The organism is Streptomyces sp. NPDC021622 (genome assembly GCF_040640795.1).
In the GTDB taxonomy this organism is placed as follows: Bacteria; Actinomycetota; Actinomycetes; order Streptomycetales; family Streptomycetaceae; genus Streptomyces.
Window position 1 is genome coordinate 11,811 of the sequence record NZ_JBFACK010000027.1, and the last position, 25,290, is coordinate 37,100.

The following is a 25,290-nucleotide window of genomic DNA, read 5'->3' on the forward strand; positions in this document are numbered from 1 at the left end:
TGTACGACAGATGGTGGTGACAGACAGCTCGTGACCATGTGTCAGAAGGGGATGCTGCCGCTCCGGTTACGTGGTCCGTCGACTCGCGGTCCGGATCGGTCACCCCGGTGATGCCCCGTGCGGCTGGTGGTCACCCAACCGAGACGGCAGCGGAACGATATCCCTTGGTGCCACCCTTGGCGATGGATAGCGGCACTCAGTGCCACACGTCACCTCTACGTGGTGACCGTCGGCCCGTCGGGTGACCCTTCGTATACGGCAAGATGACCGCGTGACCGATCGAGCCGCCGCCTCCTCTGCCCCAGCCTCGCCGTCAGCCGCCGCACACGCTCCCCGGACGGCCGCGCCCGATCCCGCGGCCCTCCGTGCCCAGTACGGCGCCGACGGGCTCCTGGAGGCGGAGCTGCCCGGAACGCCGATGGAGCAGTTCGCGATCTGGTTCGCGCAGGCGCTCGCCGCGGCCGAGGCGGGCGTCCTTCACGAGCCGAACGCCATGGTCGTGTCGACGGCGGACGCCGACGGCCGCCCCAGCTCCCGCACGGTCCTCATGAAGGGCTACGACCGGCACGGCTTCGTCTTCTTCACCAACTACGACTCCCGCAAGGCCCGCGAGCTCGCCGCCAACCCGAACGTCGCGCTGCTCTTCCCGTGGCACCCGGTGGCCCGCCAGATCATCGTCACGGGCACGGCGGAGCGCGTCGGCCGCGAGGAGACGGTCGCGTACTTCCGCAGCCGCCCGCACGGCTCCCAGCTCGGCGCCTGGGCCAGCGCCCAGTCCTCGGTGATCGCGGGCCGCGAGGAACTCGACCGCGCGTACACCGATCTGGCGGCGCGCTACCCGGAGGGCGAACAGGTCCCCGCGCCCCCGCACTGGGGCGGCTTCCGCGTGGAGCCGCAGACGGTGGAGTTCTGGCAGGGCAGGGCGAACCGGCTGCACGACCGGCTGCGCTATGTGCGGACGGAGGCCGATCCGGGTTCCGCGGCGGGCTGGACGCTGGAGCGCCTCAGCCCGTGAGAGCGGCCGTCCAAGATCGCCCGCGCGAATCAGCCCGTCCGGCGTTTGAGGACCGGGGGCACGGGGGCGGAGCCCCCGAGCCAGCACCCCAGCTGCGGGGCGCGAACTACCCGGTAAGGACCCCGTCCAGAAACGGCTCGATCGCCTCGCGCCAGGCCTCCGGCTGGTCGTAGTGGACGAGGTGGCCGGCGTCCGCCACCTCCGCGTACGCGCCGCGCGGCAGCACGCGGACCATTTCCTGGGACTCGGCGCGGCCCAGCTCGCCGTCCAGGCCGCGGACGACGAGGGCGGGGCACTGGACCTGGGCGAGGTCCTCCCAGTGGGCGTCGTGCACCCACGTCTCGCGGGACTTCAGCATCTGGTCGCGGTCGAAGACGGGGCGCCAGCCGTCGGGGCCCTCGGTCATCACCTCGGCGAAGAACTCGCCGCGGGAGGGGTTGGGCCGCTCCACCCAGGGGTCGTCCTCGCCGAACCATTTCCGTACGTCGGCGAGGGTCGCGAAGGGCACGGGCCAGGCCTTGAACCAGTCCTCCCATTCGCGCTGCGACGCGGCACCCAGGGCGGACGCCCGCATGTCGCAGATGATCAGGGCCCGGACGAGATCGGGGCGCCGCGCGGCGAGCTGCCAGGCGGTGAGCGCTCCCATGGAGTGGCCGATGAGAACGGCGGGGGCGAGGCCGAGCTGGACGAGCGCGGCCTCGGCGTCGTCCACGTAGGCCTCGCGGGTGAAGGGGCCCTCGGGGGGCTTCTCGCTCTGCCCGTGCGCGCGCTGGTCGAGTGCGACCGCGCGGTGCCGCTCGGAGAGCCAGCGGGCGGTGCCCGCCCAGTGCGATGCGCGGCCCATCAGGCCGTGCAGTAACAGCACACCGCCCGGCGGCCCGTCGGCCTCCCTGGTTTTGGGAGGATCGGCGAACTCCCAGGCGGCCAGGCGCACGCCACCCGCGCCCGTCACGTCGATGCGCCGCACCATGATTCCTGGCACCCCCCTTGAATCCTCTCGGGCTGAACGCCTGGTTCTGTCACGCACCCCCGCACGCTATCGAACTCCCTTTCGAAAGCGGGCGGATCGCCGGCAACACCCCTCGTTTGAGTGACCGCACTCAAGGATTGGCCGCCGCAGCCGAGGGGAGATCTTCAACGGGAGGCGGGCCGCTCGGGGAAATCGGTCCGAAGGGGATGACCCTGGGAGCTCGGGGCTCCGGGTCAGAACAGGGGAGGACAGGCCCCGGCGCTCAAGGGCGCCGGGGCCCTCTGCTTCTCCGCGGCGTGCGGGCACGCCATCTCCGTGACGTGCGCGCACGACCCGCGTGCGGCCCCGCACGCCACCTCGCTCGTGCTCACCAGACGGGCACATCCTTCTGCCCCCTCCCACGCCCGTGACGGCCAGACCCGGTGCCGACACGGTCAAGAGCCCTCAGGTCATATGCCTCTCGCGACAGCCTCGCACGCAAAACGTCCGGCCGCTGCGATTCCGCACACTGAATCTTGGACCCCAGAGGATCCAGGAGTCTTCACAACTGCCCAATACTTACCGGTAGTTGACGCACGTTTCCCCCAACGGGAGACGGAATCCGCCGAAAGCCGACGTGGACGGCCGATGACGACGGCCGATGGCGAAGGCGGCCAAGGCCTCAGCGCTTGGCGACGAACACGTGCGACGCGACCTCCGCGGCCAGCTCGGCGGCCTCGCCGCTGCTGCCCACAAGGACCCCGCCCGCGGACTCCGTCACGCTCACCACGGAGCCGGGCTGGACGCCCGCACGCCGCAGTGTGTACATCAGCTGCGCGTCCGTCTGGATCGGCTCACCGATCCGGCGGACCACGACCGTCTTGCCCTCGGTGCCCGGGTCGAGGTCGACCAGCGAGACCATGCCCTCGTCGAGGAACGGATCGGCGCCGTCCTTCTCGCCCAGCTCCTCAAGGCCCGGGATCGGGTTCCCGTACGGAGACTCGGTGGGGTGGCGCAGGAGCTCCAGGACACGGCGCTCCACCGCCTCGCTCATCACATGCTCCCAGCGACACGCCTCCGCGTGGACCTGCTCCCACTCCAGGCCGATCACGTCGACAAGGAGGCACTCGGCGAGCCGGTGCTTGCGCATCACGCGGGTGGCGAGCCTGCGGCCCTCCTCGGTCAGCTCCAGGTGACGGTCGCTGGCGACGGCCACCAGGCCGTCACGCTCCATGCGCGCGACCGTCTGGCTCACCGTCGGCCCGCTCTGGTCTAGCCGCTCGGCGATCCGGGCGCGCATGGGGACCACACCTTCCTCCTCCAGCTCGAGGATGGTGCGCAAATACATCTCAGTGGTGTCAATCAGCCCCGACATGGGTGCCCCTCAGATCTCGCTCGTGCGGCCGGCCCTGCCCTCAATTCTGACGCATACCGCTGACAACCGGGCTGCGCCGGGGAAAACCCGGTACAGGCGGTCTTGACGGGGGTGCCCGGGCCGTATTGACAGGGCACTGGTCCAGACCGCAACGTGATCCGCGGCACGCAGGACGGACAGACGTACAGGGCATGCATACGTACAGCACATTCGTACCCGGAAAGGTTCCTCGGCGCATGGGCTCCAAGAGCGAGAGCAAGCTGGCCGGTCAGTACATCGACGCCGCCATCGGACTGCTCGGCCGGGTCCGCGACGAAGAGGGCGGGAACGTCGAGGCGGCGGGCACGCTGCTGGCCGACGCCGTCGAGGCGGGCGGCAGGCTCTTCGCCTTCGGCGCCGGGCACTCCTCGCTCGCCGCGCAGGACGTCGTCTACCGCGCGGGCGGCCTCGCCCTGATGAACCTCCTCGCCGTCCCCGGCGTCGTCGGCATCGACGTCATGCCCGCCACGCTCGGCTCCGCCCTGGAGCGCGTGGACGGCCTCGCGGGCGCCGTCCTCGACTCCTCGCCGGCCCGCCCCGGCGACGTACTCGTGATCATCTCGCTCTCCGGGCGGAACTCGCTGCCCGTGGAGATGGCGATGAACGCGCGTGCCCTTGGCCTGAAGGTCATCGGCGTGACGTCGGTGGCGTACGCGGCGGAGACGAAGTCGCGGCATGTTTCCGGGACCTTCCTCAAGGACCACTGTGACGTCGTGATCGACTCGAAGATTGCGCTCGGTGACGCGGAGCTGAGTCTCGACTCCGTCGATGCGCCTTTTGGGCCCGCCTCCAGCGTGGTCACCAACGCGATCATGCAGGCCATGATGGCCACTGCCGTTGAGGCTTTGGCCGCTCGTGGGGTTCAGCCTCCGTTGCTTCGGTCCGGGAATGTGGACGGTGGGCATGACTGGAACGGCAGGGTCTTTGAGGAGTACGGAGACCGGATTTTCTATCGGAGGTGAGCGGCTGCGGGTGCATCGTGGTTGCTCGCGCAGTTCCCCGCGCCCCTAAAAAGGGGCGCCTAGCGCCCCGGCGGGAATCGGACCTGCACCGTAAGGCCTCCGCCTGCCCCGTTCGCCTTTGCCGTTACCTCCGCCCCGTGTGCCCGTGCGATCGCTGCCACGATCGACAGGCCTAGTCCCGCGCCCTCCCCTCTCGCATGCGTACGTTCCCGCAGGCGCCGGAAAGGCTCGAAGAGGTGGGGGACGGTCTCGGGTGGGACCTCGGGGCCCGTGTTGGTCACCTCGATGCCCTCGGGGCCCGTGCGCAGGTCGACGCGGCCGCCCTTCACGTTGTGGGACACGGCGTTCGCCACCAGGTTGTGCACCAGGCGGTCCAGCAGCACCCCGTCGCCCTGCACGGTCAGCGGCTCGGCGTGCACCGACACGGTCACCTCGCGTTCCGCCGCCCGGCCCGCAAGGCCCTCCGCGACCGCGTCGGCCAGCACGTCAAGGGCGATCGGCTCCCGGCGTTCAAGGCCCTGCTCGGATGTGGCGAGCAGCAGAAGTCCCTCGATGAGGTGCTCGCTGTCGTCGGCCACCGAGATCAGTTTCGTACGGATCTTCGTGACCTGTTCCGCGTCCGGCGCACCGGCCAGGCCGATCTCCGCGGCGGCCCGCTGCACGGCGAGCGGGGTGCGCAGCTCGTGCGCGGCGTTGGCCGCGAACCGCTGCTGGGCGCCGACCAGCTGCTCTATCCGGCCGAGCATCTCGTCGAAGGTGTCGGCCAGCTGCTTCAGCTCGCCGGGCGGGGCGTCGAGCGCGATCCGTTCGTGCAGGTTCTCGCCGGACAGCCGGCGAGCGGTGCCGGTGATCACGGCCACGGGGCGAAGCACCCGGCCCGCCATCCACCAGGCGAGCAGGATGGACAGCGCGGCGTACACGAACAGGACGATCACCGAGACGGTCAGCAGTCGGCTGAGGGCGGCCTGCTCGGCGACATCGCTGATCTTTGTGACGGCGAGGCCCTGGGTGACCTCGGTGGGCAGGCGTTTGGTGGGGGCGGCGGACGCGGCGGGGCTCGGTGGCCGCCAGGGCGGGCCGATCGTGCGCGCGGGGACTGCGGTGGTGACGGCGGCGGTGATGGAGGAGTAGAGCCCCTGCCGGACCAGGAAGTAGACGAGCCCGGTGAGCAGGGCTCCGGCGAGGACGAGCATGCCGCCGTAGAGGGCGGTGAGCCGGGCGCGTTCGCTGCTCATGCGGAGCGGGGGCGGCGTACCGAAGCGTCCTGCGCCGAGCCCTTTCACGCCGACCAGCCCGCGATCCGGTAGCCGGCACCCGGCACCGTCTCCACCACCGGCGGATTGCCCAGCTTCGTGCGCAGTTTGGACAGCGTGACCCGGACCGCGTTCGTGCGGTAGCTGGTGTCCTCCTCCCAGACCTGTTCGATCAGGTCCTCGCCGCTGACCACCGCGCCCTCCGCCCGCAGCAGCGCCTCAAGGACCGCGAACTCCTTGCGGGAGAGGGCCAGGTGGCGCCCGTCGCGGCTTGCCTGGCGGCGGGCCGTGTCCAGGACCAGGCCCGCGCGTTCGATGACCGGCGGCAGCGCGGGGCGCGTGCGGCGGCCGAGCGCCAGGACGCGGGCCAGCAGCTCGTCGTACGCGAACGGCTTGGTCAGATAGTCGTCGGCGCCGAGCCCGAGGCCCGCGACCCGGTCCCGGACCGTGGCCGACGCCGTCAGCATCAGGACCCGGGTGAGCAGCCGCTGCCTGACCACCCTGCGGCACACCTCGTCACCGTGCAGGCCCGGCAGGTCCCGGTCCAGGACGACGACGTCGTACTCGCCGAGCTGGAGCTTGCGCAGGGCGGTCAGGCCGTCGGACGCGACATCGACCGCGAGCGCGTCGCGGCGCAGCCCGTCGGCGATCATCTCGGCCAGGAATTCCTCGTCCTCCACCAGCAGTACACGCATCCGCACTGTGTACCTGAAGTGCACCTTTCGCCGATGTAAGCGTCTGCGTTGAGAGAAACGAAACCCCGCCCCGGGCCAGCCTGTGCGCGTCGACGACACGACCAGTGAGGGGACAGCCATGAGGACTCGTACGCGATCGGTGGCCATCGCATCAGGGATCGCCGCACTCGCCCTGTTCACCGGGGCCTGCTCGCAGGATTCGGGCGACGGCGGCAAGGACTCCGGGAGCAACGCCGACGGCGGAAAGGGCAAGCAGGCCGACGCAGCCTTCAAGGAGCGCGAGTGCCTGCGCAAGCACGGCCTCAAGGTGCCCGAGCCCAAGCCCGGCGAGGACAGCCGCGGGATCACCATCGGCGGCGATCTGAGCAAGGAGAAGATGCAGGCCGCCATGAAGGAGTGCACCGGCAAGGGCGGCGGCGCGGGCGGCGGATCGGTCTCGCAGGCCGACAAGGACAAGATGCTCAAGTACGCCCGCTGCATGCGCGAGAACGGCTACAACATGCCGGACCCCAAGTTCGACGGCGGCGCCATGCAGGCCCAGCCCATGCCCAAGGGCGCCGAGGCCAAGAAGATGGAGAAGGCCGCCAAGGCGTGCAAGGACATCGTCGCGTGAGGCGCCGCACCGCCGTCGTCGCCACCGTCGTGGCCCTGCTCGCGATCACCGGCGGCGGGATCGCCGTCACCGCGCTCGCCGACGCGAAGAACGGCAAGGACGGCTCCGTACGCCAGGACGCCGGACTGCCACCCGCCACCGCCCCCGTCGAGCGCGGCGACCTCAGCAGCGGCACGCAGACCGACGGCACCCTCGGCTACGCCAAGGAACGCAAGGTCAACGCGGGCGCCACCGGCATCCTCACCTGGACCACGGGCACCGGCTCGACGATCCGGCGCGACGGCCGCCTGTACGAGGTCAACGGCGTCCCGGTGCGGCTCATGTACGGCACCGAGCCCATGTACCGCACGCTGAAGACCGGCGACGAGGGCGACGACGTACGACAGCTGGAAGAGAATCTGCGGGCGCTCGGCCACGGGGCGGGCCTCGCCGTCGACGACATGTACACGGAAGGCACCGCGGCCGCCGTCAAGCAGTGGCAGAAGGCGCACGACCGCAAGCAGACGGGGCGGGTCGGCCCGGACCAGATCGCCTTCTCGCCCGGAGCCGTCCGTGTGAAGTCCGCCGAGTCGGCCGTCGGCGACCAGGTCGCCCCGGGGAAGCCGGTGCTCGCCACGACCGGCTCCGAACGGGTCGTACGTTTCGACCTCGACGTCGCCGAGGGAAAGCTCGCCAAGGCGGGCACGAGGGTCACCGTGGACCTGCCGGACGGCTCGACGGTCAAGGGCCGGGTCGCGTCCGTCGGCAGGACCGCGAAGCCGGGCGACGACCCGGCCGACAAGACCCCGAAGATCCCGGTGACGGTCTCCTTCGACGACCCGGGGAAGGTCGACGGATTCGACCAGTCCCCGGTGACGGTGAACCTCACCGGCGAGACCCGCAAGGACGTGCTCTCCGTCCCCGTCAACGCGCTCCTCGCGCTGCCCGGCGGCGGCTACGGCGTCCAGGTCGTCGAGCACGGCCGCGCCCGCCAGGTGAAGGTCGAGCTCGGCATGTTCGGGCAGGGGCGCGTCGAGGTGAGCGGCGGCGGGCTGCGCGAGGGCGCGAAGGTCGGGGTGCCCAAGATATGAGCGCCGTCGTGGAGTTGGCCGGTGTCACCAAGGAGTATCCGGGCGGTGTCGCGGCCCTGCGCGGAGTGGACCTGACGGTGGAAGAGGGCGAACTCCTCGCCATCGTCGGCCCGTCCGGGTCCGGCAAGTCGACGCTGCTGCACATCGTCGGGACGCTCGACCGCCCGACGCAGGGCTCGGTGGCCATCGCCGGGCACGACGTGGCGGCCCTCACCGACCGCAGCCTCTCGGCGCTGCGCGCGCGGCACATCGGGTTCGTCTTCCAGGCGTTCCACCTGGTGCCGGGGGTCAGCGCGCGGGACAACGTGGCGGAGGGCCTGCTGTACTCCGGGCTCCCGCGCGCCGAACGCCGCCGCCGGGCGGCCGACGCGCTGGAGCGGGTCGGCCTCGCGGACCGCATGAGACACCGGCCGCACGAACTCTCCGGCGGCCAGAAGCAGCGCGTCGCCATCGCACGGGCCGTGGTCGGCGCACCGGACCTGCTGCTCGCGGACGAGCCGACCGGCGCGCTGGACTCGGCGTCCGGCGAGGCGGTCATGGAGCTCCTGCACGACCTCAACGCGGAGGGCGCGACGATCGCCGTCATCACCCACGACACGGAGATCGCCCGGCGGCTGCCGCGGCAGGTGCGGATCAGGGACGGGCGGGTCGTGGCGGATGCGCGGGCAGCGGAGGTGTCCGTCTGATGACTTCGCTTGATACGTCACGCAAGAAGCTGCGAGCCGCGCGGCTCGGCCCCGTCGATGTCCTGCACGTCGGCTCGGCGGGACTGCGCAGCCGCCCGGTCCGGGTCGTCCTGTCCGCGCTCGGCATCGCGATCGGCATAGCCACGATGATCGCGGTGGTAGGAATCTCATCATCGAGCAAGGCCCAACTCATGGAAGAACTCGACGAGTTGGGTACGAACATGCTGGTCGCGTCGCCGGGGGAGCCGCTGTTCTCGGGCGAGAAGGTGGTGCTGCCGCGCGACGCGGCGGGCCGGGTCTCGCGCGTCGAGGGAGTGGAGGACGTGGGCGCGACCGGCGACCTCGACCGCTCCGTACGACGCAGCGAGAAGATCCCCGAGGACGAGACCGGCGGCATCTCCGTCAAGGCGGCGACCGAGGGTCTGCTGGAGGTGCTGCGCGGCGAGATGGCGCACGGCACCTGGTTCAACGCGGCCAACAGCCGCTATCCGTCGCTGGTCCTCGGCCATGTCGCGGCGCAGCGCCTCGGCATCACGGAACCGGGCACCCAAGTGTGGCTCGACGACCGCTACTTCACCGTCATCGGCATCCTCGACCCGCTGCCGCTGGCCCCCGAGATCGAACGCTCGGCGCTCGTGGGATGGAACGCGGCGAAGTCCGAATTCGCCTTCGACGGCCGCCCCACCTCGGTGTACGAGCGCTCGACCGACGCGGCGGTCGGGGAGGTCCGCGGGCTGCTCGCGGCGTCGATCGACCCGGAGAACCCGCGGAACGTACAGGTCACGGACCCGTCATCGGCGCTGAAGGCGAAGGCGGCGACGGAGGGCGCGTTCTCCACGCTGCTGCTCGGGCTCGGCGGGATCGCCCTGCTGGTCGGGGGTGTCGGAGTCGCCAACACCATGATCATCTCAGTCCTGGAGCGGCGATACGAGATAGGCCTCCGCCGCTCGATGGGCGCGACGAAGGGGCAGATCCGGATCCAGTTCGTGACGGAGTCCCTGATGCTGTCGGGCCTGGGCGGTGTCGCGGGAATCGCCCTGGGCGCGGCGGCGACGGCAGCGTACGCGGCATCCGGCGGCCTGCCGTGGGTGATCCCCCTGTGGGCGGTGACGGGCGGCTTCGCGGCAACGCTGGCGATCGGCACGGTGGCGGGCCTGTACCCGGCGGTGCGGGCGGCGCGCCTTTCGCCGACGCTGGCGCTGCATGCGGGGTAAACGGGTGGGTGGGCGGGAGAGATCCGCCGCGAAGCGGCGGCCTTGAAAACCCGCCCACCCACAGAACCCCGGACGGCGCGGCTAACCGCCCAGCACTCCCGCCAGGTCAAGCGAAGCCGCAACCCTCGCCGAGACGCTCTCCGCGTACGCCGCGTCCGCCCGCTCGAACTGCGTACGGCTCGCACCCCGCAGAAACGTCACCACGCCCAACGTCCGCCCCCGGCTGCGCAGCACCGTGCACAGCGCGTGCACGGAGTCCTCCGGCCACTGCCTGGCCGCGGCCCACTCCCGGGCCCGCTCGGGAGCCGCCGCGCCCGCACTGGCGCGTACGGAACCCGCCCGCTCGACACACTGCGGCGCCGGATGCCCCTCCAGATACCGCACCGGAAGGCCCGCCTTCGCCACGGGAAGGCACGGCCCCGGCGCCCCCGCGGGCGTCGCAGCCGCCCGCACGAGCCGCACCGGCTCGTCCCCGGAGTCCCCCGCCACCAGATCGATCAGCGCGTGATCGGCGAACCCGGCGAGCGCGAAGTCCAGCTGGACGGTCGCCGCCTCCGTCGGATCCTCGCACTCGGCAGCAGCCCGCGCCGCCCGGTGCAACTGCTGCGAACGGAACCGCAGTTGAGCCGCCTCCTGCTCGGTCTGCTTGGCCTCCGTGACGTCCTGGAAAAGCCACCCCACACCCAGCGGAACCGGCTCCTCCGCCAACGGCGACGCCAACCGCAGAAAACCACTGCGCCAGCACCGCCGCTCCGGCTCACCGCTCTCCGAGGCCCGCACGGACACCCACATCTCGGCGGGAGCCGGCGGCGCCCCCTCGGCAAGCACATGCGAGAGCGCGCTCTCCAACTCCTCGACGCCCTGCCCCAGCAGATCACCGAGCGGCCGCCCGAGCACCGCCGTACGCCCCATGCCAAGGGCCCGCGCCGCATGCTCATTGACGACAGCGGGCCGCAGATCGGCATCAACGAGAACAACCCCCCACGAGGCGTTCTCGAACAAGGCCTCGCTCAGGGCGATGGACCGCTCCAGATCGATCTGCGCGTGCACCTCGCTGAAGGCGCAGTACACCCCCGCCGGCTTCCCGTCCCCGCCCCGCACGGCAGCCGACTGCGTCCGCACGAGCACCCGCCCGCCGTCCTTGGTCAGCAGCGCGAACTCGTGCACCTGCCGCCCAGGAGCCTCCATGGCGGAGAGCAGCCGCGCCTCGACCTCCTCGGCATCGGCCGTCCGCACCGCCCACCCCGCGAACCCCCGCCGCCCGACGGCCTCCGCCGCCGACCACCCGAGTATCCGCTCGGCCTCACGGTTCCAGTGGGTCACCACCCCGTCGGCATCGAACGCGCACAACGCGGCGTCCATCCCGTCGAGCAAAGCCGCAAGCAATTCCGCCCCACCCGGTTCGGGCTCCTCTGGCCCCAACTCATCGGTGGTCCCGCTACGCCGGGAAGCACTCACCTGGCACCCCCTGCAGGCCGTGTCCTCATGAGCTGCATGTTCTGCGAGTTCTGCGTATACCGCACGTCAGATCATTGAACTCGAACGTGACGCAGCCCACAGGCGGTTCCCGGAAGTTGGGCGAAATCGTTGCTCCATAAAAAGCGGTTGTGTGACGGACGGGGCGGTTCCTAGGGTGGCACGTACACACGAAGGGAGGTGGTTCGGCCGATGTATGGAAACCGGACGCGTGAGGTGACTGCGGGCTAGTGGCCCGTCGTCGCAACTCGAATTCGGCGCCGGACCAGCACGTGTGATGTGCGTGCAGCCGGCCCAATCCCAAGCAGTCACCCGACCCGCGAGCCGCCGGTACGTCCGGCCGGCTTTCCGCCGTTGCGTACGGCGGGAACCACGGCTCGCGGGTTGTCCGCGTTCCGGAGACGCTCAGGTCAGCCCTTGCTGACCGCGAGGAGGATCTCCGGGAGGCGGCGCGCCACCCTCGGGGCGGCGAGACGCAGGCCGCAGTAGGTGATCAGCGCGCCGTACGCGCCGCCGAGCGGCAGCAGTACCCAGGACCAGTCGGCACCGCCCGCCACATGCAGCCAGATGGTGAAGGCGAGGACCGGGGCGCACAGCAGGGCCGCCGCGACCATCCCGCCGAAGATCGAGATCCAGGCAAGTCCTGCCTGGCCGGGGGCCACGTTCTTGTAGCCCTCCTGCGGGATCGAGTACGGGAAGCGGGCCGATGACCAGGCGCCCGTCGCCAGCATCGCGCCGAGCAGCGCGAGCGAGAGGCCGAGGCCTTCCGGCAGCACGGGCCAGTCGCCGAGCACGGCGGCCGTGATGACGGTGACCAGCGTCGCGTACGGGAGGGTGATCACCAGTAGGGCGAGGGCCCTGCCGCGCAGTTCGACGTACGCGTCGTGTGCGGAGGAGATCGTCATCGCGACCATCCAGAACGCCGAGGTGTCCTGGCCGAACTGGTTGTACATGAGGACGCCGAGCATCCCCGCCGCGAAGCACGCGAAGTAGATCGAGCCGGTGCCCTGCAGGGCGTTGAAGAGCGGCACGATCAGGCCGATGGCCAGGGATGTCACCCAGGCGGCCTTCGTCTTCGGGTCGCGCCACACATAGCGCAGGCTGCGCTCCATGACGGTGCCGGTGCGCCCGGCGGGCAGCAGCCGTCCCAGGCCGTGCGTGGAGCGTTCCTTCGTGGGTTCCGCCGCGGCGAGCGTGGAGCCGTCGGGGGTCGTCATCAGGCGGGTGAGGCTGCGCTGCCAGAGGGCGAGGAGGCCGGCCAGCGCGGCGCAGCTCAGGGCGAGTTGGGCGACCCCGACGGCATACGACCCCTCACTCACCGAGTCGACCGCGCCGATCGCCGACGCGGGCGGGATCCAGCGCACCACGTCCCTGGCCGGATCGAGCTGTGAGAGCCCGGACGAACCGAGCCGCTGCGCCCCGAAGTTGACGACCTGCGCGCCGACCGCGATGACGAGACCGCTCAGTACGGCGAGGTCGCGGCCCTTGCGGCTGGTCAGCAGGCGGATGTTGGCGGCGGCGACGGTCCGGGCGAGGGCGACGCAGATCAGCACGGTGAGTGCGATGGCGAGGATGCCGGTGACGAGGGCGGCGGCGCCGTGCGCGAGCGAGACGACCGAGCCGAGCGCCAGGCAGAGCGTGAAGAGCGGCCCGATGCCGACGAGGGACGCCACGAGCAGCGCGCGCACCAGCGGCCGTGGCCGCAGCGGCAGCATCACCAGACGGGTCGGGTCGAGCGTCTCGTCGCCGCTGGGGAAGAACAGCGGGAACACCGCCCAGCCGAGCGCGAGGATCGCGGTGAGCAGGATGGAGACGGTGGCGGCGTGTTCGTTGCCGCGCAGCGCGATGAGGCCGAGGAGCTGCAGCGCCGCCATGAGGAGCGCGGCCACGACGGAGGCGATGTAGGCGGCCTTGCGGCCCGACGACTGGTGCAGGCCGTTGCGCAGGAGGGAGAGCTTCAGTCGTACGAAGACGGGTGTGATGGAGGGCGCGGGGGCGACCGCCGCTTCGGCGGGGCTCATCGGGTGCCGCCGCCGAGCCAGTCGAGGTGCGAGCCAGCGTCACGGCCGTTGGCCCCGACCAGCTCCAGGAACGCTTCCTGGAGGGAGAGCGCCGTGCCGCGCACCTCGGCGAGGGTGCCCTGCGCGCGGATGCGTCCGGCCGCCATCACGGCGACCCAGTCGCAGAGCGACTCGACGAGCTCCATGACGTGCGAGGAGAAGACGACGGTGGCCCCGGACGCGGTGTAGCGCTCGAGCACGCCGCGGATGGTCTGGGCGGACACGGGGTCGACGCCCTCGAACGGCTCGTCGAGGAAGAGGACTTCAGGGTTGTGCAGCAGGGCCGCGGCGAGGCCGATCTTCTTCCGCATGCCGGTGGAGTAGTCGACGACGAGTTTGTGCTGGGCGCCGGCGAGGTCGAGTACGTCCAGGAGCTGGGTCGCGCGCTTGTCGACCTCTTCGCCGGGCAGTCCGCGCAATCTTCCCGTGTACGCGAGGAGTTCGCGCCCCGAGAGCCGCTCGAAGAGGCGCAGGCCTTCCGGGAGGACGCCGATGCGGGCCTTGACCTCGACGGGGTCGGTCCACACGTCGTGGCCGACCACCTCGACCGTGCCCTGGTCGGGGCGGAGAAGGCCGGTCACCATCGAGAGGGTGGTGGTCTTCCCCGCGCCGTTCGGTCCTACGAGGCCGATGAATTTGCCCGCGGGGAGGGTGAGGTCGATCCCGGCAACCGCGATCTGCTGCCCGAAGGCCTTCCAGAGCCCTTGCACCCTTACCGCCGCCGGTGCCTCGCTCACCCTGTCCGCCCTTCGTCGCCGTCGCGTCGCCGTTTCCGCACGATACGTCGGGAGGCGGTTCTTTTCCCCTACCCCGCCCCTTCCCGAGAACCCGGCTCCGCCGGGCAATCGGGTGGGTGGGCGGGAAAGAATCCGCCGCGAAGCGGCGGTCTTGAGCGGGGTCTGGGGCGGAGCCCCAGGTGCGGCGCCGCACCCGCAGGGGCGCGCTACCGCCGCGCCTCGCGCCCGCACGCGTACGCCAGAGGCGAGATGATCTCCTCCGCGTCGGGGAGCCACCGGTTCGCCGCGGTCGGGCGGCAGGCCCACTGCACCGCGCCGGTCGCGCCGAACCGCGTGGGCGGCGCCGCGACGTACGTGCCCTCGCCCAGCGCGTCCAGGTCGATCGCGGCCGGCGGCCAGCCCAACTTGCGTACCAGGTCAGGCACCTTCACCGCCGCACCGGGGAGGACGAAGAACTGCATCCGGCGGTCCGGCGTGCAGGTCACGGGACCGAGCGTCAGTTCCATCCGCTCCATGCGCGCGAGCGCGAGGAACCCCGCCGTCTCCGGCACGTCGATCGCGTCGAACGTACGGCCCGTCGGCAGCAGGATCGACGACTTCGGCTGCTTGGACCAGAGCCGCCTGGCGACCGTCGCGCTGCCCGTCGCCTGCGTCGCCCAGTCCTCGCGCGCCGGGTGCGATCCGGGCTGTGTGCACGCGCCGTCACCGCACGAGCAGACTTCGGTGCCTTCGACGGACTCCAGCCACGTCCCGGGGAACACGTCCCAGTGGCGCTCTTCCGCATATCGCACGGCCGTGTCCAGCAAGGCTTCTCCGCGCTGCTTCGGGATGTGCGCGGCTGACGTGACTCCCAAGGTCTCTTCCACGAAGTTCTCAACTCCGCCCGCCACCTACGGTTACGGCCCCGCCGTGCGCCGGGGCGGAGCATCGATCCTGCATCCGGGGCGCATGGGTGCACGGGCGGGGGCGCGCATGGGGAATGGGTTCCATGTGCGGGTAGCCAGGTCTGGGGCGCTCTGAAGAAGCCCAGTTACCGACTTATGGTCCGTTTGTGGTGCATCTTCCGTTTGCCCCCAGGGCATTGATCATCTGGGTGGCCGAATTTCGGCCCTCGTACCAGTGATCCAACATGCGCATCAGGGGGTACGCCATGGCCGCAAGGCCGCTCGTCGCGCGGCAGCCCAACGAAAGGCTGCAGGCACTCATTCAGGAAGCGGGTTGCTCGAACGCGGGCCTGGCCCGCAGGGTCAACATGTGCGGCGCGGAGCACGGTCTCGATCTGCGCTACGACAAGACGTCCGTCGCCCGGTGGCTGCGCGGGCAGCAGCCGCGCGGCCGGGCGCCCGGCATCATCGCCGAGGCCCTGGGCCGCAAGCTGGGCCGTACGGTCACGATCGACGAGATCGGCATGGCGAACGGCAAGAACCTCGCGTCGGGCGTGGGTCTGCAGTTCTCGCCGACCGTTCTCGGCGCCATCGAGCAGGTGTGTGAACTGTGGCGCAGTGACGTCGGGCGGCGCGATTTCCTCTCCGGGTCGTCCGTCGCCGCCTCCGCGCTTGTCGAGCCGAGCCGCGACTGGCTGATCTCGTCGCCGGACGCGCAGGTCGGGCGGTTGGCGGGGCCGCGGGTCGGGATCTCCGACGTGGCGGCGGTGCGGGCGATGACGGAGGCGCTGACGCAGCTTGACCACCAGTACGGCAGCGGGCATGTGCGGCCGGTCGTCGTGCACTACCTGAACAGTGTGGTGTCGGGGCTGTTGGCGGGTTCCTATCGGGAGGCCGTGGGGCGTGAACTGTTCGCCGCCGTCGCGCGGTTGACGGAGCTCGCCGGATACATGGCCGTCGACACGGGGCAGCCGGGGCTCGCCCAGCGCTACTACATCCAGGCGCTGCGGCTCGCACAGGCGGCGGGGGACCGGGGGTACGGCGGGTATGTACTGGCCGCGTCCATGAGTCATCTCGCGGCCCAGCTCGGAAATCCGCGGGAGATCGCGCAGTTGGCGCGGGCGGCCCAGGAGGGGACGCGCGGGCGGGTCACCCCGCGCGCGGAGGCCATGTTCTACGCCGCCGAGGCGCGGGGGCACGCGCTGCTGGGGGACGGGCGGTCGACGCAGGCCGTGGCGGGCCGGGCGGTCGAGGCGATGGACCGCGCGGCGGGGGAGGCCGGCTCGGGCGATGACCCGGTGTGGATCCGGCACTTCGACCACGCGTATCTCGCCGATGAACTGGCGCACTGTCACCGGGACTTGGGGCAGGCGGACGCGGCGGCGCGCAGTGCGGAGGAGTCCCTCGCGGGGCACCCCGAGACGCGGGCGCGGCGCCGGGCGATCGGGCTCGTCCTGCTCGCCACGGCGCAGGTGCAGCGGCGGGACGTCGAGCAGGCGTGTCATACGGGCCTGAAGGCGGTGGAACTGCTCGGCACGCTGCGGTCGAACCGTGGCGCGGAGTATCTGGAGGACTTCAAGGACCGGCTCGATCCGTTCCGTGACGAGCCGGTGGTGCGGGAGTTCGGGGCGCGGGTGGACATCCAGGCCGCGTGAAGCTTTTGTGGCGTACGCCAGGGCCGGGTGAATGCCACCCGGCCCTGGCCCCTCCTCACCGTGAACGGCCAACTCCGGTATGCGATCGATCCTTCGCCGAACCGTAATCAGCGTCTTGAGGTGAGGTTTTGTTACTCCCGTGATCGTGGCGGAGGCGGGGGTTTGAGCTGCGTGGCAGACGGCTGTGGCGACCCGGTAGCGTGAGCCGACGGTTCCGTAGGTCCCCCATTCGTAGGAGTCCCGGTGACGCAGCAGAGCGGACAGGGCGCCGCTTCCTCCGATCCGCATTCCGCGGACCGGCACGCGCACGAAGGCATCGTGCTGCCTGCCGACGGGAGCGAGCCCCTGATGCCCGGCACCGCCGGTGACCATGTGGCGCCCACCGGCGGCAGCCCCTGGGGCCAGCCGTGGGGCCCCGCCCCCGCGGACCCGCCGGGCGCCGGCCAGGCCTGGGGCTCGGCCCCCGACCAGCCGCAGACCTACGGCGCGGGCACCCCGCTGCCGCCCGAGGGCACACAGCCCCAGCAGGGCGCCGCACAGCCTTACGGCACGCAGCCCGCGGACGCCTCGTACGGCGGCCAGGCGCCGACCCCTTCTTATGACGGCCAGGCACCGGCTCCTTTGTACGGTGGCCAGGCGTCGGCCCCGTCGCATGGCGGCCAGGCGTCGGCCCCTTCATACGGTGGCCAGGCACCGGCTCCTTCGTACGGCGGCCAGCCGTCGGCCCCGTCGCATGGCGGCCAGGCACCGGCTCCTTCGCACGGTGGCCAGGCGTCGGCCCCTTCGCACGGTGGGCAGCCGCAGGACGCTTCTTACGGCGGGCAGGCTCCGGGTGCTCCGTACGCGGGGCAGCCTCAGGGTGGCCAGCAGGCGGGGCAGCACGCGGGGCAGCCTCGCGGTGGCCAGCACGCGGGGCAGTCCGACGGCGGGGCCTATGGGGCGCAGCCCTCGGGCGGCGCGCACGCCGGGCAGCCTGCGGGTGGCATGCACGCGGGACAGCCCGCCGATGCCGCGTACCCGGGGCAGCAGGGACAGCACGCCCAGCACGGACAGCCCGCCATGCCTGGGCAGTCGGGACAATTCGCCCCTGGTGCGCAGTCGGGCCAGCTCCCGTCCGGTGCGCAGCCGGGCCAGCTCCCGTCGGCTGCTCAGGGCGGTCAGCTTCCGCCCGCCGCTCAAGGCGGCCAGCTGCCGCCCGCCGTTCAGCCGGGGCAGCTGCCTCCGGTCGCCGCGGCCGGTCAGCTGCCTGCTGTCGGTGGGGCCGGTTCCGCGCCGCTGCCGCCGGCCGCCGGGGACGCCGACGCAACGCAGTACATACCGGCGATGCCCGGTGCCGGTGCCGGCGCCGATGAAGGTGCCACCCAGTACATACCGCCCGTGGCGCCGGGGGCCCTGCCCCCCGAGGCTCCCGCGGGCGACGGGACGCAGGTCCTGCGGCGGGTCTCCAACCCCGCCGCGCCCATGCCCCCGGCCGCCGCGGGACCGCTGCCGGGTGCCATGCCGGGCGCCGCCCCCGACGCGGACAGCGAGCCCACGCAGTACATCGCCCCCGTCCCCGCCGCACCCGGCGCCGCCCCCTTCGGGATCCGCCCCGGAGCTCCGGGGGACCGGCAGCCGCCCGCCGAGTTCGACAGTCTCTTCCGTACGGAGCAGCCGGAGCCCGAAGGCCCCGCCTCCACTCAGCAGATGCCCCGCTTCGAGCACCCGCAGCCGCCGCAGCCCGCCGGGCACGGCACCGGCGGCGACGGCGGGGGACGTGCCGCGCGCCGTGCCGCCGCGGCCGCTCCCGCCCGCGGGGGCCGCACCGGTTCGAAGGCGCCGCTGTTCGCCGCCGTGGGTGTCGCCATCGCGGTGCTCGGCGTCGGCGCCGGCGCGATGCTCAGCGGCGGAGGCGGTGACGAGGACAAGGACGACCCCAAGACCGTCTCGGAGTCCGCGCCCGCCGAGGAGAAGCCCTCGCCGTCCGTCGACCCGGCCAAGGAGCAGGCCGTCGCCCTGGACAAGCTCCTCGCCGACAGCAACAACAGCCGTGACTCGGTGATCGCCGCCGTACGCAATGTCGGCAAGTGCACGAACCTCGCCCAGTCGGCCACCGATCTGCGCAACGCGGCCAAGCAGCGCAACGGCCTGGTCACGCGCCTGGCCGGGCTCTCCGTGGACAAGCTGCCCGCCAACGCCCAGCTGACCACCGCGCTCAACAAGGCGTGGAAGGCGTCCGCGTCCGCCGACAACCACTACGCGGCGTGGGCAGGACAGGTCGCCGGCAAGCACGGCTGCAAGAAGGGCCACGCCCGCTCGACGCCGCACGCGGTCGCCGCGAACAAGGCGAGCGGCGAGGCGACCACGAACAAGCAGCAGGCGGCCGCGCTGTGGAACAAGATCGCCGAGAAGTACGGCCTCACCACCCGCGACAAGTCGCAGCTCTAGTGGGCCTACCGGACCCCCTCCAGGGTCTTGGAGACGTTCACGAAGCCCTTGCGCGCAGGGATCAGACGGCCGTCCCGTACGACCTGGAACGTGATGTCGGCGTTGACCAGGCGCGGGAAGTCGCTCGCCGCGAGCATGTCCTTGAAGCGCCAGCTCAGGGTGGGCGTCAGGCCGCCGGTCTTCACCTGCAGTCCCTTGTCGAGGGCCCGGCGCAGGGAGCGGGACGAGACCTCGTCGCCGTCGAGCGACTCGACGACCTGCTTCAGGACGGTGTAGGCGATCCACGTGGTCTGCACGCCCGCGTCCGCCGGGTCGACCCGGTTGTCGCCGAAGGCCTGCTGCCGGATGACCTCGCGCATCTCGTCCCAGCGGGGATCGCTGGCCGCCGGGTACCAGCCGGTGACGTAGGCGCCTTCGTACGGTCCTTCAGCGCCGCCCGTGCGGTCGATGAGGGACTGGTCGACGCTGCCGAGCACGGAGGAGATCTTCGCGGTCGGGTACGCGTCCTCGGTGCGCCGGTAGGAGTCGTAGAACGTGTCCGTGCGGGCGCCGAGCGCGGCCGTCACACAGCCGCCGGTGCCCGCGCGGGTCAGCGCCTGCTCGGCCTGCGAGGTGAAGTCGGTGCCGTCCTCGGGGGCCCGGATGTCCGCGGCGGGCTTGCGGCGGCCCTCGGCGAGGCCCGCGTCGAGGAGCTTGGGGAGGTCGTCGCCGGCGATCGTGTCGGGGCGTACGAGGGAGACGCGCTCGCAGCGGGCGGCGAGCTGCCGGCCGTTGCCCGCCATCAGGGCCGGTTCGCCGCCGTTGACCGGGTACGACAGGGGGCTGCTGAACTCCTCGTCGGTGACGCCGTAGCCGCCGATGTAGGGGATGCCGGCGACTTCGAGGGGGGAGAGGAAGGACTGGCCGTGCTGGCTGTAGGAGCCGACGACGGCGGCGACCTTCTTGGCGACCGCCTCGCGGGCGCAGTCGGCGGCGCCGACCGGGTCGTTGTGGTCGTTGCAGGTGATGACCTTGAGCGTGCGGCCGTCGAGGCCGCCGTGCGAGTTGACCCAGCGGGCGTAGGCCTTGGCCATGGCGGGGATGCCGGGCTTGTTGGTCGCCTTGGTGTTCTCGGGGGCCCAGGTCATGACGGTGACGGGCTCGTCCCTGGATCCCCCCGTGGATCCAGGGATGACCCCGCAGCCGGTTGTCAGGGACGCACACGCCACCACCAGGGCGGCCGCGGTGAGCGCTGTGGACTTGGAGGGGCGAGGGAGCAAGGTGCGTCGCGAGACGGGCATGTGCAATCACGATTCCGCCGCTCCGCCAACCAAGGAGTGACGTTTCCCCAACGCATGGTGACAAGAAGGTGAATGACAGGGGCCGATTCGGCCGCCCGAAGGGGGAACGTACGATCGATGACCGTGCAAGGTTCGGAGAAGTCTTCCCGTCGCGGCAGTCGCTCAAGCACCATGGGCGGCATGCCAACGAACGACATGCCGTGGTGGCGCTGGCGCAGCAACGTGCGCTCGGCGCTGCACATGCTCTCCGACCCGGAGTTCCAGCGTGAGTGCTGGCTCGCGGGCCGTGAGGAGTACGGGGACGTGACCGATGCCGTGTACCGGCTGGTCGAGGACACGTGGCTGGACAACTGGTCCGCCGAGAAGTACGTGGGGACGATCTTCCGGGACGCGGAGGAGGCGGCGCTGGTCGATGCGGCGGTCCTTCGGGTGCTGCGGATCATGCACGAGGTGGGGCCGGATGCGTTGGTGTCCGCCTATCTCGATCATCCGGGGTGGCCGGAGGCTGTTCGCGCTGCGCGCGAGGCGCATGTCGCTCTCGCTGTGAGTGACGGGGAGAGCCCCGATGAAGTCCCCCGGACGCTTGAGGTGCTGCGGATTTTGACTCGGTCCGCCTGAGGGTTTTGCGCCTGCTGGTGCGTCGTGGCTGGTCGCGCAGTTCCCCGCGCCCCTTCGGGGCCCACAGCAGTGTCGGCGTGTGGGAACCTTGGGCGCATGAATCAGAAGGCCCCCGCCACCGCTGAGCAGTACGTCCTCAACATCTCTTGCCCCGACAAGCAGGGCATCGTGCACGCCGTGTCGAGTTATCTCTTCATGACCGGGTGCAACATCGAGGACAGTCAGCAGTTCGGCGATCACGACACCGGGCTCTTCTTCATGCGCGTCCACTTCTCGGCGGAGGCGCCGGTGACCGTGGAGAAGCTGCGGGCCAGCTTCGCCGCGATCGGTGACTCCTTCCAGATGGACTGGCAGCTGAACCGCGCCGACGAGAAGATGCGGGTCGTGCTGCTGGTCTCCAAGTTCGGGCACTGCCTGAACGACCTGCTGTTCCGCTCCCGGATCGGCGCGCTGCCCGTGGAGATCGCGGCGGTCGTCTCGAACCACACGGACTTCGCCGAGCTGGTCGCCTCGTACGACATCCCCTTCCACCACATCCCGGTGACGAAGGACAACAAGCCGCAGGCCGAGGCGCAGCTCCTGGAGCTCGTGCGGTCGGAGAACATCGAGCTCGTCGTCCTCGCCCGCTATATGCAGGTGCTCTCGGACGACCTCTGCAAGCAGCTCAGCGGCCGGATCATCAACATCCACCACTCGTTCCTGCCGAGCTTCAAGGGCGCAAAGCCGTACCACCAGGCGCACGCGCGCGGTGTGAAGCTGATCGGTGCCACCGCGCACTATGTGACGGCGGATCTCGACGAGGGCCCGATCATCGAGCAGGAGGTCGAGCGCGTCGGGCACGACGTGACGCCCGACCAGCTCGTCGCGATCGGCCGTGACGTGGAGTGCCAGGCGCTTGCGCGGGCCGTGAAGTGGCATGCGGAGCGGCGGATTCTGTTGAACGGCCGCCGGACGGTTGTGTTCGCCTGATTCGACTGCGGGCCGTCGGGGCATTCCTGTCCCCCGCTTCGCGGCGGATCTTTCCCGCCCACCCACCCCTTCCCGCTGCTCACATCCGGCTCAGCGAAGCCGCCGCGAACAGTACGTCCCTGATCGCCTGGCGGTCGCCGTTCTGCCCCGCGGCCGCTTCCTCCGGTGAGACATGGCCCGCGGCCAGGCGGCAGAACTCGACGCCGTCCAGGGCGACGTGGGCCACCTCGTGGTCAGCGGAGGCGTCGGCGGCGGGGGAGTCCAGCGGGATGAACCACTCGCCGCCGCCCATGCCCTCGACCTCAAGGCGCAGGCTGCGGCCGGGCGCGCCCGCGGCCACCAGACCGCGCGGCGGTGGCGCGAGGCCGGAGCGGCGGCGGTCGGCGAGGGTGCCGGGGAGCAGCCGGGCGGCGAGGTCGATCATGCGGTGCAGATGGCGCGGGGACGGCGGTTCGTAGGGGTAGTCCACCGCGTCCGCGATGTCGCCCGCGTGGATCCAGCACTCGAAGGCGCGGTCCACCATCGAGTCGCGCAGCGGCAGCTCGGGGCGGCGGCCCGTGGCGTCCGGTGCGCCGTACGCGACGGCGAGGCCGCCCGAGCCGTCCCGTGAGCCGGGGCTCTGGGAGGACCCCGCGGTGAAGGACACCGTGCGGATCAGTTCGTGGCTCTGGTCGCGCCAGGGGCCGCGCACCGCGCGCGTGGGCGGGAAGTACGAGGCGCGCCAGTACGCCTCTGTGCGCTGGGTCGGGTTTGCCGGTACCGGAGCGCCCGCGTTCAGCGGGTCGTCGAGGCCGAGGGCGGCGGCGACCAGGCCGTCCACGGCCAAGAGGTGCGCGATCACCCCGGCGACCGTCGTCTTGCGGCTGACCGGGCCGTCCCCGTCGAACCACCGCAGGCGCACCGGGGCGTGCCACTCCGAGTCGCCGATGTCCCGCAGGAGGGCGTCGAGCCTGGCCGTCTCCGCGTCGTACGGAATGGCCCACTCCGGCACCGGGATGCGCGGCGGGCGGCGGCCGAGGCAGCTCTCGATGACGCGGCCCCGCAGGCCGGGGTCGAGGTCGAGGCTCTCCTCTTGGTGCAGCAGCCCGACCGCGTCGCGCAGCCGCAGGGCCTCTTCCGCGCAGGGGCCGCAGTCGCCCAGGTGCTCCTCGACGGCGATCGCTTCCTCGGGGGAGCAGGCGGCGAGCGCCCATGCGCCGAGGAGCGACTTCAGGACGCGGTGGTCGAGGGCCAGCGGAGGCTCGGGCAAGGGGTGTCCGGTGTCCTCTATGGAGGTGCGGGGCAGCGGTATCCGCGGCGGATGTGCGGGGCGCCGGTGACTGTCGCCGTCGCTCCTGCCATCTCCGGTGCCGCCGCCGGAGCCTGGGCCGCCGCCGGAGCCTGTGCCGCAGCCGGACCGATCTCCGGAGCCGCCTCCGGCCCCGACGCCTGAGCCCCTTCCGGACCCGGTGCCTGAGCCGCCTCCGGCCCCGGCACTTGAGCCGCCGCCCGCGCCGATGCCGTGTCCGGTCTCGGTGCCGTCCGGCTCCTCGTACGGTTCCTGCCCGCCGGGCCCGTTCACAGCGCTCTCCCGTAACCGGGAGGCGCCCCTGGCGCGGGGTCCCTCTCGGTGGCCTGGGCGCCCGTGTCGTTGGCGGTGGAGAGCAGCTGCAGGCCAAGGCGGAGGCGGCGGCGCGCCTCGTCCTCCGTGACGCCGAGGTCGGCGGCCGTCTGGCGGTAGTCGCGCCGCTGGAAGTAGGCGAGCTCCAGGGCGGCGCGCAGCGGGGCGGGCATGGCCGTGACGATGTAGTCGGCGCGGGCGGCAGCGGAGGCCCGGCGCACCTTGCGCTCCAGGTCCTCCGTGGTGCCCTCGCCGCCGCGGGCGAGGGCGGCGGACTCGGTCTGGCGAAGGCGCCGGACGGCCCGCTCGTGGGTGAGCTTGGCGACCCAGGAGCGCAGGGGGCCCTGCTTGGGGTCGTACGCGTCGGGGTTCTCCCAGATGTGGGCGAAGACCTCGCGGGTGATCCGGTCGGCGGCCTGCTCGTCGCCGAGCACGCGGTGGGCCAGGCCGTGCACGAGCGAGGCGAAGCGGTCGTACAGCTCCCCGAGCGCGGCGGCCTCGCCGTGCGCCAGTCGCTGCTGCATGCGGCGGTCCCAGCGACGTGGCGCGTCCTTCGCCATGCGGCCCCCTCTGCGCTGCCGTGCTCTGCCCTTGCCGTCCTCTGCCCTCGGCTCGCCGGATTCGTCCCGTCGAAACCTTCCATCGAATGTAGTCGCCGTCACCGACAACGGGCTTCCCTTTACGGCAAAGTACGCGCCCGCCCGGCCTCGGATGATAGGGACCGGCGTCCCTGGTGTTTCATGGAGGAGAGGCGGGGCAGCCGCGACGTAGGAAGCGTAGGGACAGCTTCCGGATCTTCGGGCGAGCGACGAGCAGACGCGATCGACGAGCAGCGAGAGGCGTGCGTGTGACGCTGAAGGTGGCCGTGGACGAGCAGGGCGGCTGGGCCGTGCTGCGGGTGTCCGGCGAGATGGACCTGGTGACGTCGCCCGTGCTGCGCCAGCGCGTGCACGACGCGGTCGCCGACGGCCGCCGGAGCCTGGTCCTCGATCTCTCCGAGGTCCTCTTCTGCGACTCCAGCGGCGTCGGCGTACTGATCGCGACGCGCCGCCTCTTCCGCTCCTGTCAGGGCCGGCTGCGCCTGATACTGCCCGCGCACGGCGCGGAGGACGGCTCGCACGTGAACCGGGTCCTCGCGGCCCTGGGCGTACGCCGCCTCTTCGAGGTCTTCCCGGACGTAACGGCGGCGGTCGACGACGGAGCGCCACCGCTCTCGGCGTAGCGCCCCGAAGGGGCGCGGGGCTGTGACATGTGCGGCTCCGCCGCGTGGGCGCGACCAGCCACGACGGACCCGCAGGCAAAAGACCGCTCTACCTACGGAGGACTCAGCAGTCGCCGAGGTCGCCGTCGATCTTGTTGTAGTAGCGCGTGCCGCCGTAGTAGATCTTCAGGCCGCAGACGCCGTGCCACTTGCCGCCGGTGAACTTGTGGCTCTTGTCGCGGCCGATCTTGTAGTAGCCGGAGTCGCTGCCGGCCTGGTGGACGTTGACGCTGATGTTGCCGCTACAGCGGTTGTACACCCGGAGGATCTGGTCGCTGCCCGAGACGGTGATCTTGTGCTTGGCGCACCCCAGACGGGTGTCGGCCGCGCCCGCCGAGGGGGCGCTCGCGAGCGTCATCGCCATTCCGGCGGTCAGGGCCCCGACAATCAGTTTCGTACGCATGGCTCTCCATTGGTCGTGCCGGGCCCGGAGCGGTGGGGAGGTGGTCGTT

The 25,290-nt window shown here is 71.6% G+C and carries 23 protein-coding genes; 11 read left to right on the forward strand and 12 right to left on the reverse strand.

Annotation, left to right across the window (positions count from 1 at the left end):
* The first annotated feature begins 271 nt into the window (after positions 1 to 271).
* A complete protein-coding gene (gene pdxH / locus AB0G47_RS38070; RefSeq protein ID WP_360779787.1) occupies positions 272 to 1,015 on the forward strand; it encodes a pyridoxamine 5'-phosphate oxidase in 744 nt (247 codons plus the stop codon).
* A 106-nt stretch (positions 1,016 to 1,121) separates the two neighbouring features.
* On the opposite strand, the gene AB0G47_RS38075 is transcribed toward pdxH, so the two are convergent.
* Both AB0G47_RS38075 and AB0G47_RS38080 read right to left on the reverse strand, forming a co-directional pair.
* A complete protein-coding gene (locus tag AB0G47_RS38075) occupies positions 1,122 to 1,985 on the reverse strand; it encodes an alpha/beta hydrolase (protein WP_360780000.1) in 864 nt (287 codons plus the stop codon).
* A gap of 661 nt (positions 1,986 to 2,646) precedes the next feature.
* Positions 2,647 to 3,339, reverse strand: a complete 693-nt coding sequence (locus AB0G47_RS38080) for a metal-dependent transcriptional regulator (protein WP_360779790.1) — start codon at positions 3,337 to 3,339, stop codon at positions 2,647 to 2,649.
* 236 nt (positions 3,340 to 3,575) lie between these two features.
* Here AB0G47_RS38080 and AB0G47_RS38085 point away from each other — a divergent pair, with 236 nt between their 5' ends.
* The gene (locus tag AB0G47_RS38085) at positions 3,576 to 4,340 is read left to right on the forward strand and encodes an SIS domain-containing protein (protein WP_360779793.1); all 765 of its coding nucleotides are present in this window, start codon (positions 3,576 to 3,578) and stop codon (positions 4,338 to 4,340) included.
* A gap of 59 nt (positions 4,341 to 4,399) precedes the next feature.
* Here the strand turns inward: AB0G47_RS38085 and AB0G47_RS38090 are convergent, their stop codons facing one another.
* Together AB0G47_RS38090 and AB0G47_RS38095 are read right to left on the reverse strand one after the other, a co-directional pair.
* Positions 4,400 to 5,575, reverse strand: a complete 1,176-nt coding sequence (locus AB0G47_RS38090; RefSeq protein ID WP_360779795.1) for an ATP-binding protein — start codon at positions 5,573 to 5,575, stop codon at positions 4,400 to 4,402.
* 44 nt (positions 5,576 to 5,619) lie between these two features.
* Complete coding sequence (locus tag AB0G47_RS38095; protein WP_360779798.1) at positions 5,620 to 6,288, reverse strand: response regulator transcription factor; 669 nt, start codon at positions 6,286 to 6,288, stop codon at positions 5,620 to 5,622.
* 118 nt (positions 6,289 to 6,406) lie between these two features.
* On the opposite strand from AB0G47_RS38095, the gene AB0G47_RS38100 reads away from it, so the two are divergent.
* Genes AB0G47_RS38100 through AB0G47_RS38115 form a run of 4 tightly spaced genes read left to right on the forward strand, consistent with a single transcriptional unit; the run spans position 6,407 to position 9,871 of the window.
* Positions 6,407 to 6,901 (forward strand): hypothetical protein, encoded by a 495-nt coding sequence (locus tag AB0G47_RS38100; protein WP_360779800.1) that lies wholly within the window; start codon positions 6,407 to 6,409, stop codon positions 6,899 to 6,901.
* The gene (locus AB0G47_RS38105; protein WP_360779803.1) at positions 6,898 to 7,971 is read left to right on the forward strand and encodes a peptidoglycan-binding protein; all 1,074 of its coding nucleotides are present in this window, start codon (positions 6,898 to 6,900) and stop codon (positions 7,969 to 7,971) included. Before AB0G47_RS38100 ends, AB0G47_RS38105 begins: the two co-directional genes overlap by 4 nt.
* Positions 7,968 to 8,657 (forward strand): ABC transporter ATP-binding protein, encoded by a 690-nt coding sequence (locus AB0G47_RS38110; protein ID WP_360779806.1) that lies wholly within the window; start codon positions 7,968 to 7,970, stop codon positions 8,655 to 8,657. Before AB0G47_RS38105 ends, AB0G47_RS38110 begins: the two co-directional genes overlap by 4 nt.
* A complete protein-coding gene (locus AB0G47_RS38115; protein WP_360779809.1) occupies positions 8,657 to 9,871 on the forward strand; it encodes an ABC transporter permease in 1,215 nt (404 codons plus the stop codon). The genes AB0G47_RS38110 and AB0G47_RS38115 overlap by 1 nt, the downstream gene beginning before the upstream one ends.
* Positions 9,872 to 9,952: 81 nt before the next feature.
* Here the strand turns inward: AB0G47_RS38115 and AB0G47_RS38120 are convergent, their stop codons facing one another.
* From AB0G47_RS38120 to AB0G47_RS38135, 4 genes are all read right to left on the reverse strand, one after another.
* Positions 9,953 to 11,329, reverse strand: a complete 1,377-nt coding sequence (locus AB0G47_RS38120; RefSeq protein WP_360779812.1) for a PAS domain-containing protein — start codon at positions 11,327 to 11,329, stop codon at positions 9,953 to 9,955.
* A 428-nt stretch (positions 11,330 to 11,757) separates the two neighbouring features.
* Entirely contained in the window at positions 11,758 to 13,368 is a 1,611-nt protein-coding gene (locus AB0G47_RS38125) for a transporter (protein WP_360779815.1), read from the reverse strand.
* Complete coding sequence (locus tag AB0G47_RS38130; RefSeq protein WP_360779818.1) at positions 13,365 to 14,144, reverse strand: ABC transporter ATP-binding protein; 780 nt, start codon at positions 14,142 to 14,144, stop codon at positions 13,365 to 13,367. Before AB0G47_RS38130 ends, AB0G47_RS38125 begins: the two co-directional genes overlap by 4 nt.
* Before the next feature lie 206 nt (positions 14,145 to 14,350).
* Entirely contained in the window at positions 14,351 to 15,010 is a 660-nt protein-coding gene (locus tag AB0G47_RS38135; RefSeq protein WP_266865344.1) for a bifunctional DNA primase/polymerase, read from the reverse strand.
* Between the two features lie 284 nt (positions 15,011 to 15,294).
* Between AB0G47_RS38135 and AB0G47_RS38140 the strand changes: the two genes are divergently transcribed.
* Positions 15,295 to 16,683, forward strand: coding sequence for a transcriptional regulator (locus AB0G47_RS38140; protein ID WP_360779822.1), 1,389 nt, complete (start codon positions 15,295 to 15,297; stop codon positions 16,681 to 16,683).
* Between the two features lie 243 nt (positions 16,684 to 16,926).
* Entirely contained in the window at positions 16,927 to 19,110 is a 2,184-nt protein-coding gene (locus AB0G47_RS38145; protein ID WP_360779825.1) for a hypothetical protein, read from the forward strand.
* 5 nt (positions 19,111 to 19,115) lie between these two features.
* Here AB0G47_RS38145 and AB0G47_RS38150 read toward each other — a convergent pair whose 3' ends face one another.
* Positions 19,116 to 20,237 carry an ABC transporter substrate-binding protein gene (locus tag AB0G47_RS38150; RefSeq protein WP_360779828.1) on the reverse strand — a complete coding sequence of 374 codons (1,122 nt, stop codon included), beginning with the start codon at positions 20,235 to 20,237 and terminating at the stop codon, positions 19,116 to 19,118.
* A 270-nt stretch (positions 20,238 to 20,507) separates the two neighbouring features.
* Here AB0G47_RS38150 and AB0G47_RS38155 point away from each other — a divergent pair, with 270 nt between their 5' ends.
* A complete protein-coding gene (locus AB0G47_RS38155; protein ID WP_360779831.1) occupies positions 20,508 to 21,008 on the forward strand; it encodes a hypothetical protein in 501 nt (166 codons plus the stop codon).
* A 96-nt stretch (positions 21,009 to 21,104) separates the two neighbouring features.
* Positions 21,105 to 21,977: a formyltetrahydrofolate deformylase gene (gene purU, locus AB0G47_RS38160; protein WP_360779834.1), complete on the forward strand. Its 873-nt coding sequence runs from the start codon at positions 21,105 to 21,107 to the stop codon at positions 21,975 to 21,977.
* A 79-nt stretch (positions 21,978 to 22,056) separates the two neighbouring features.
* Here the strand turns inward: purU and AB0G47_RS38165 are convergent, their stop codons facing one another.
* Both AB0G47_RS38165 and AB0G47_RS38170 read right to left on the reverse strand, forming a co-directional pair.
* Positions 22,057 to 23,538 carry a zf-HC2 domain-containing protein gene (locus AB0G47_RS38165; protein WP_360779837.1) on the reverse strand — a complete coding sequence of 494 codons (1,482 nt, stop codon included), beginning with the start codon at positions 23,536 to 23,538 and terminating at the stop codon, positions 22,057 to 22,059.
* Positions 23,535 to 24,137: a sigma-70 family RNA polymerase sigma factor gene (locus AB0G47_RS38170; protein WP_360779840.1), complete on the reverse strand. Its 603-nt coding sequence runs from the start codon at positions 24,135 to 24,137 to the stop codon at positions 23,535 to 23,537. The genes AB0G47_RS38165 and AB0G47_RS38170 overlap by 4 nt, the downstream gene beginning before the upstream one ends.
* A gap of 287 nt (positions 24,138 to 24,424) precedes the next feature.
* Between AB0G47_RS38170 and AB0G47_RS38175 the strand changes: the two genes are divergently transcribed.
* Positions 24,425 to 24,799, forward strand: coding sequence for an STAS domain-containing protein (locus AB0G47_RS38175; protein WP_360780003.1), 375 nt, complete (start codon positions 24,425 to 24,427; stop codon positions 24,797 to 24,799).
* 103 nt (positions 24,800 to 24,902) lie between these two features.
* On the opposite strand, the gene AB0G47_RS38180 is transcribed toward AB0G47_RS38175, so the two are convergent.
* Complete coding sequence (locus tag AB0G47_RS38180) at positions 24,903 to 25,241, reverse strand: hypothetical protein (RefSeq protein ID WP_360779842.1); 339 nt, start codon at positions 25,239 to 25,241, stop codon at positions 24,903 to 24,905.
* Between the last annotated feature and the right edge of the window lie 49 nt (positions 25,242 to 25,290).

Bases quoted from the DNA above. Each gene is read 5' to 3' on its own strand.
- AB0G47_RS38075 (WP_360780000.1), bottom strand. From the start codon at position 1,985: ATGGTGCGGCGCATCGACGTGACGGGCGCGGGTGGCGTGCGCCTGGCC.
- AB0G47_RS38080 (WP_360779790.1), bottom strand. From the start codon at position 3,339: ATGTCGGGGCTGATTGACACCACTGAGATGTATTTGCGCACCATCCTC.
- AB0G47_RS38085 (WP_360779793.1), top strand. From the start codon at position 3,576: ATGGGCTCCAAGAGCGAGAGCAAGCTGGCCGGTCAGTACATCGACGCC.
- AB0G47_RS38090 (WP_360779795.1), bottom strand. From the start codon at position 5,575: ATGAGCAGCGAACGCGCCCGGCTCACCGCCCTCTACGGCGGCATGCTC.
- AB0G47_RS38095 (WP_360779798.1), bottom strand. From the start codon at position 6,288: ATGCGTGTACTGCTGGTGGAGGACGAGGAATTCCTGGCCGAGATGATC.
- AB0G47_RS38100 (WP_360779800.1), top strand. From the start codon at position 6,407: ATGAGGACTCGTACGCGATCGGTGGCCATCGCATCAGGGATCGCCGCA.
- AB0G47_RS38110 (WP_360779806.1), top strand. From the start codon at position 7,968: ATGAGCGCCGTCGTGGAGTTGGCCGGTGTCACCAAGGAGTATCCGGGC.
- AB0G47_RS38115 (WP_360779809.1), top strand. From the start codon at position 8,657: ATGACTTCGCTTGATACGTCACGCAAGAAGCTGCGAGCCGCGCGGCTC.
- AB0G47_RS38125 (WP_360779815.1), bottom strand. From the start codon at position 13,368: ATGAGCCCCGCCGAAGCGGCGGTCGCCCCCGCGCCCTCCATCACACCC.
- AB0G47_RS38140 (WP_360779822.1), top strand. From the start codon at position 15,295: ATGGCCGCAAGGCCGCTCGTCGCGCGGCAGCCCAACGAAAGGCTGCAG.
- AB0G47_RS38150 (WP_360779828.1), bottom strand. From the start codon at position 20,237: ATGACCTGGGCCCCCGAGAACACCAAGGCGACCAACAAGCCCGGCATC.
- AB0G47_RS38155 (WP_360779831.1), top strand. From the start codon at position 20,508: ATGACCGTGCAAGGTTCGGAGAAGTCTTCCCGTCGCGGCAGTCGCTCA.
- purU (WP_360779834.1), top strand. From the start codon at position 21,105: ATGAATCAGAAGGCCCCCGCCACCGCTGAGCAGTACGTCCTCAACATC.
- AB0G47_RS38170 (WP_360779840.1), bottom strand. From the start codon at position 24,137: ATGGCGAAGGACGCGCCACGTCGCTGGGACCGCCGCATGCAGCAGCGA.
- AB0G47_RS38180 (WP_360779842.1), bottom strand. From the start codon at position 25,241: ATGCGTACGAAACTGATTGTCGGGGCCCTGACCGCCGGAATGGCGATG.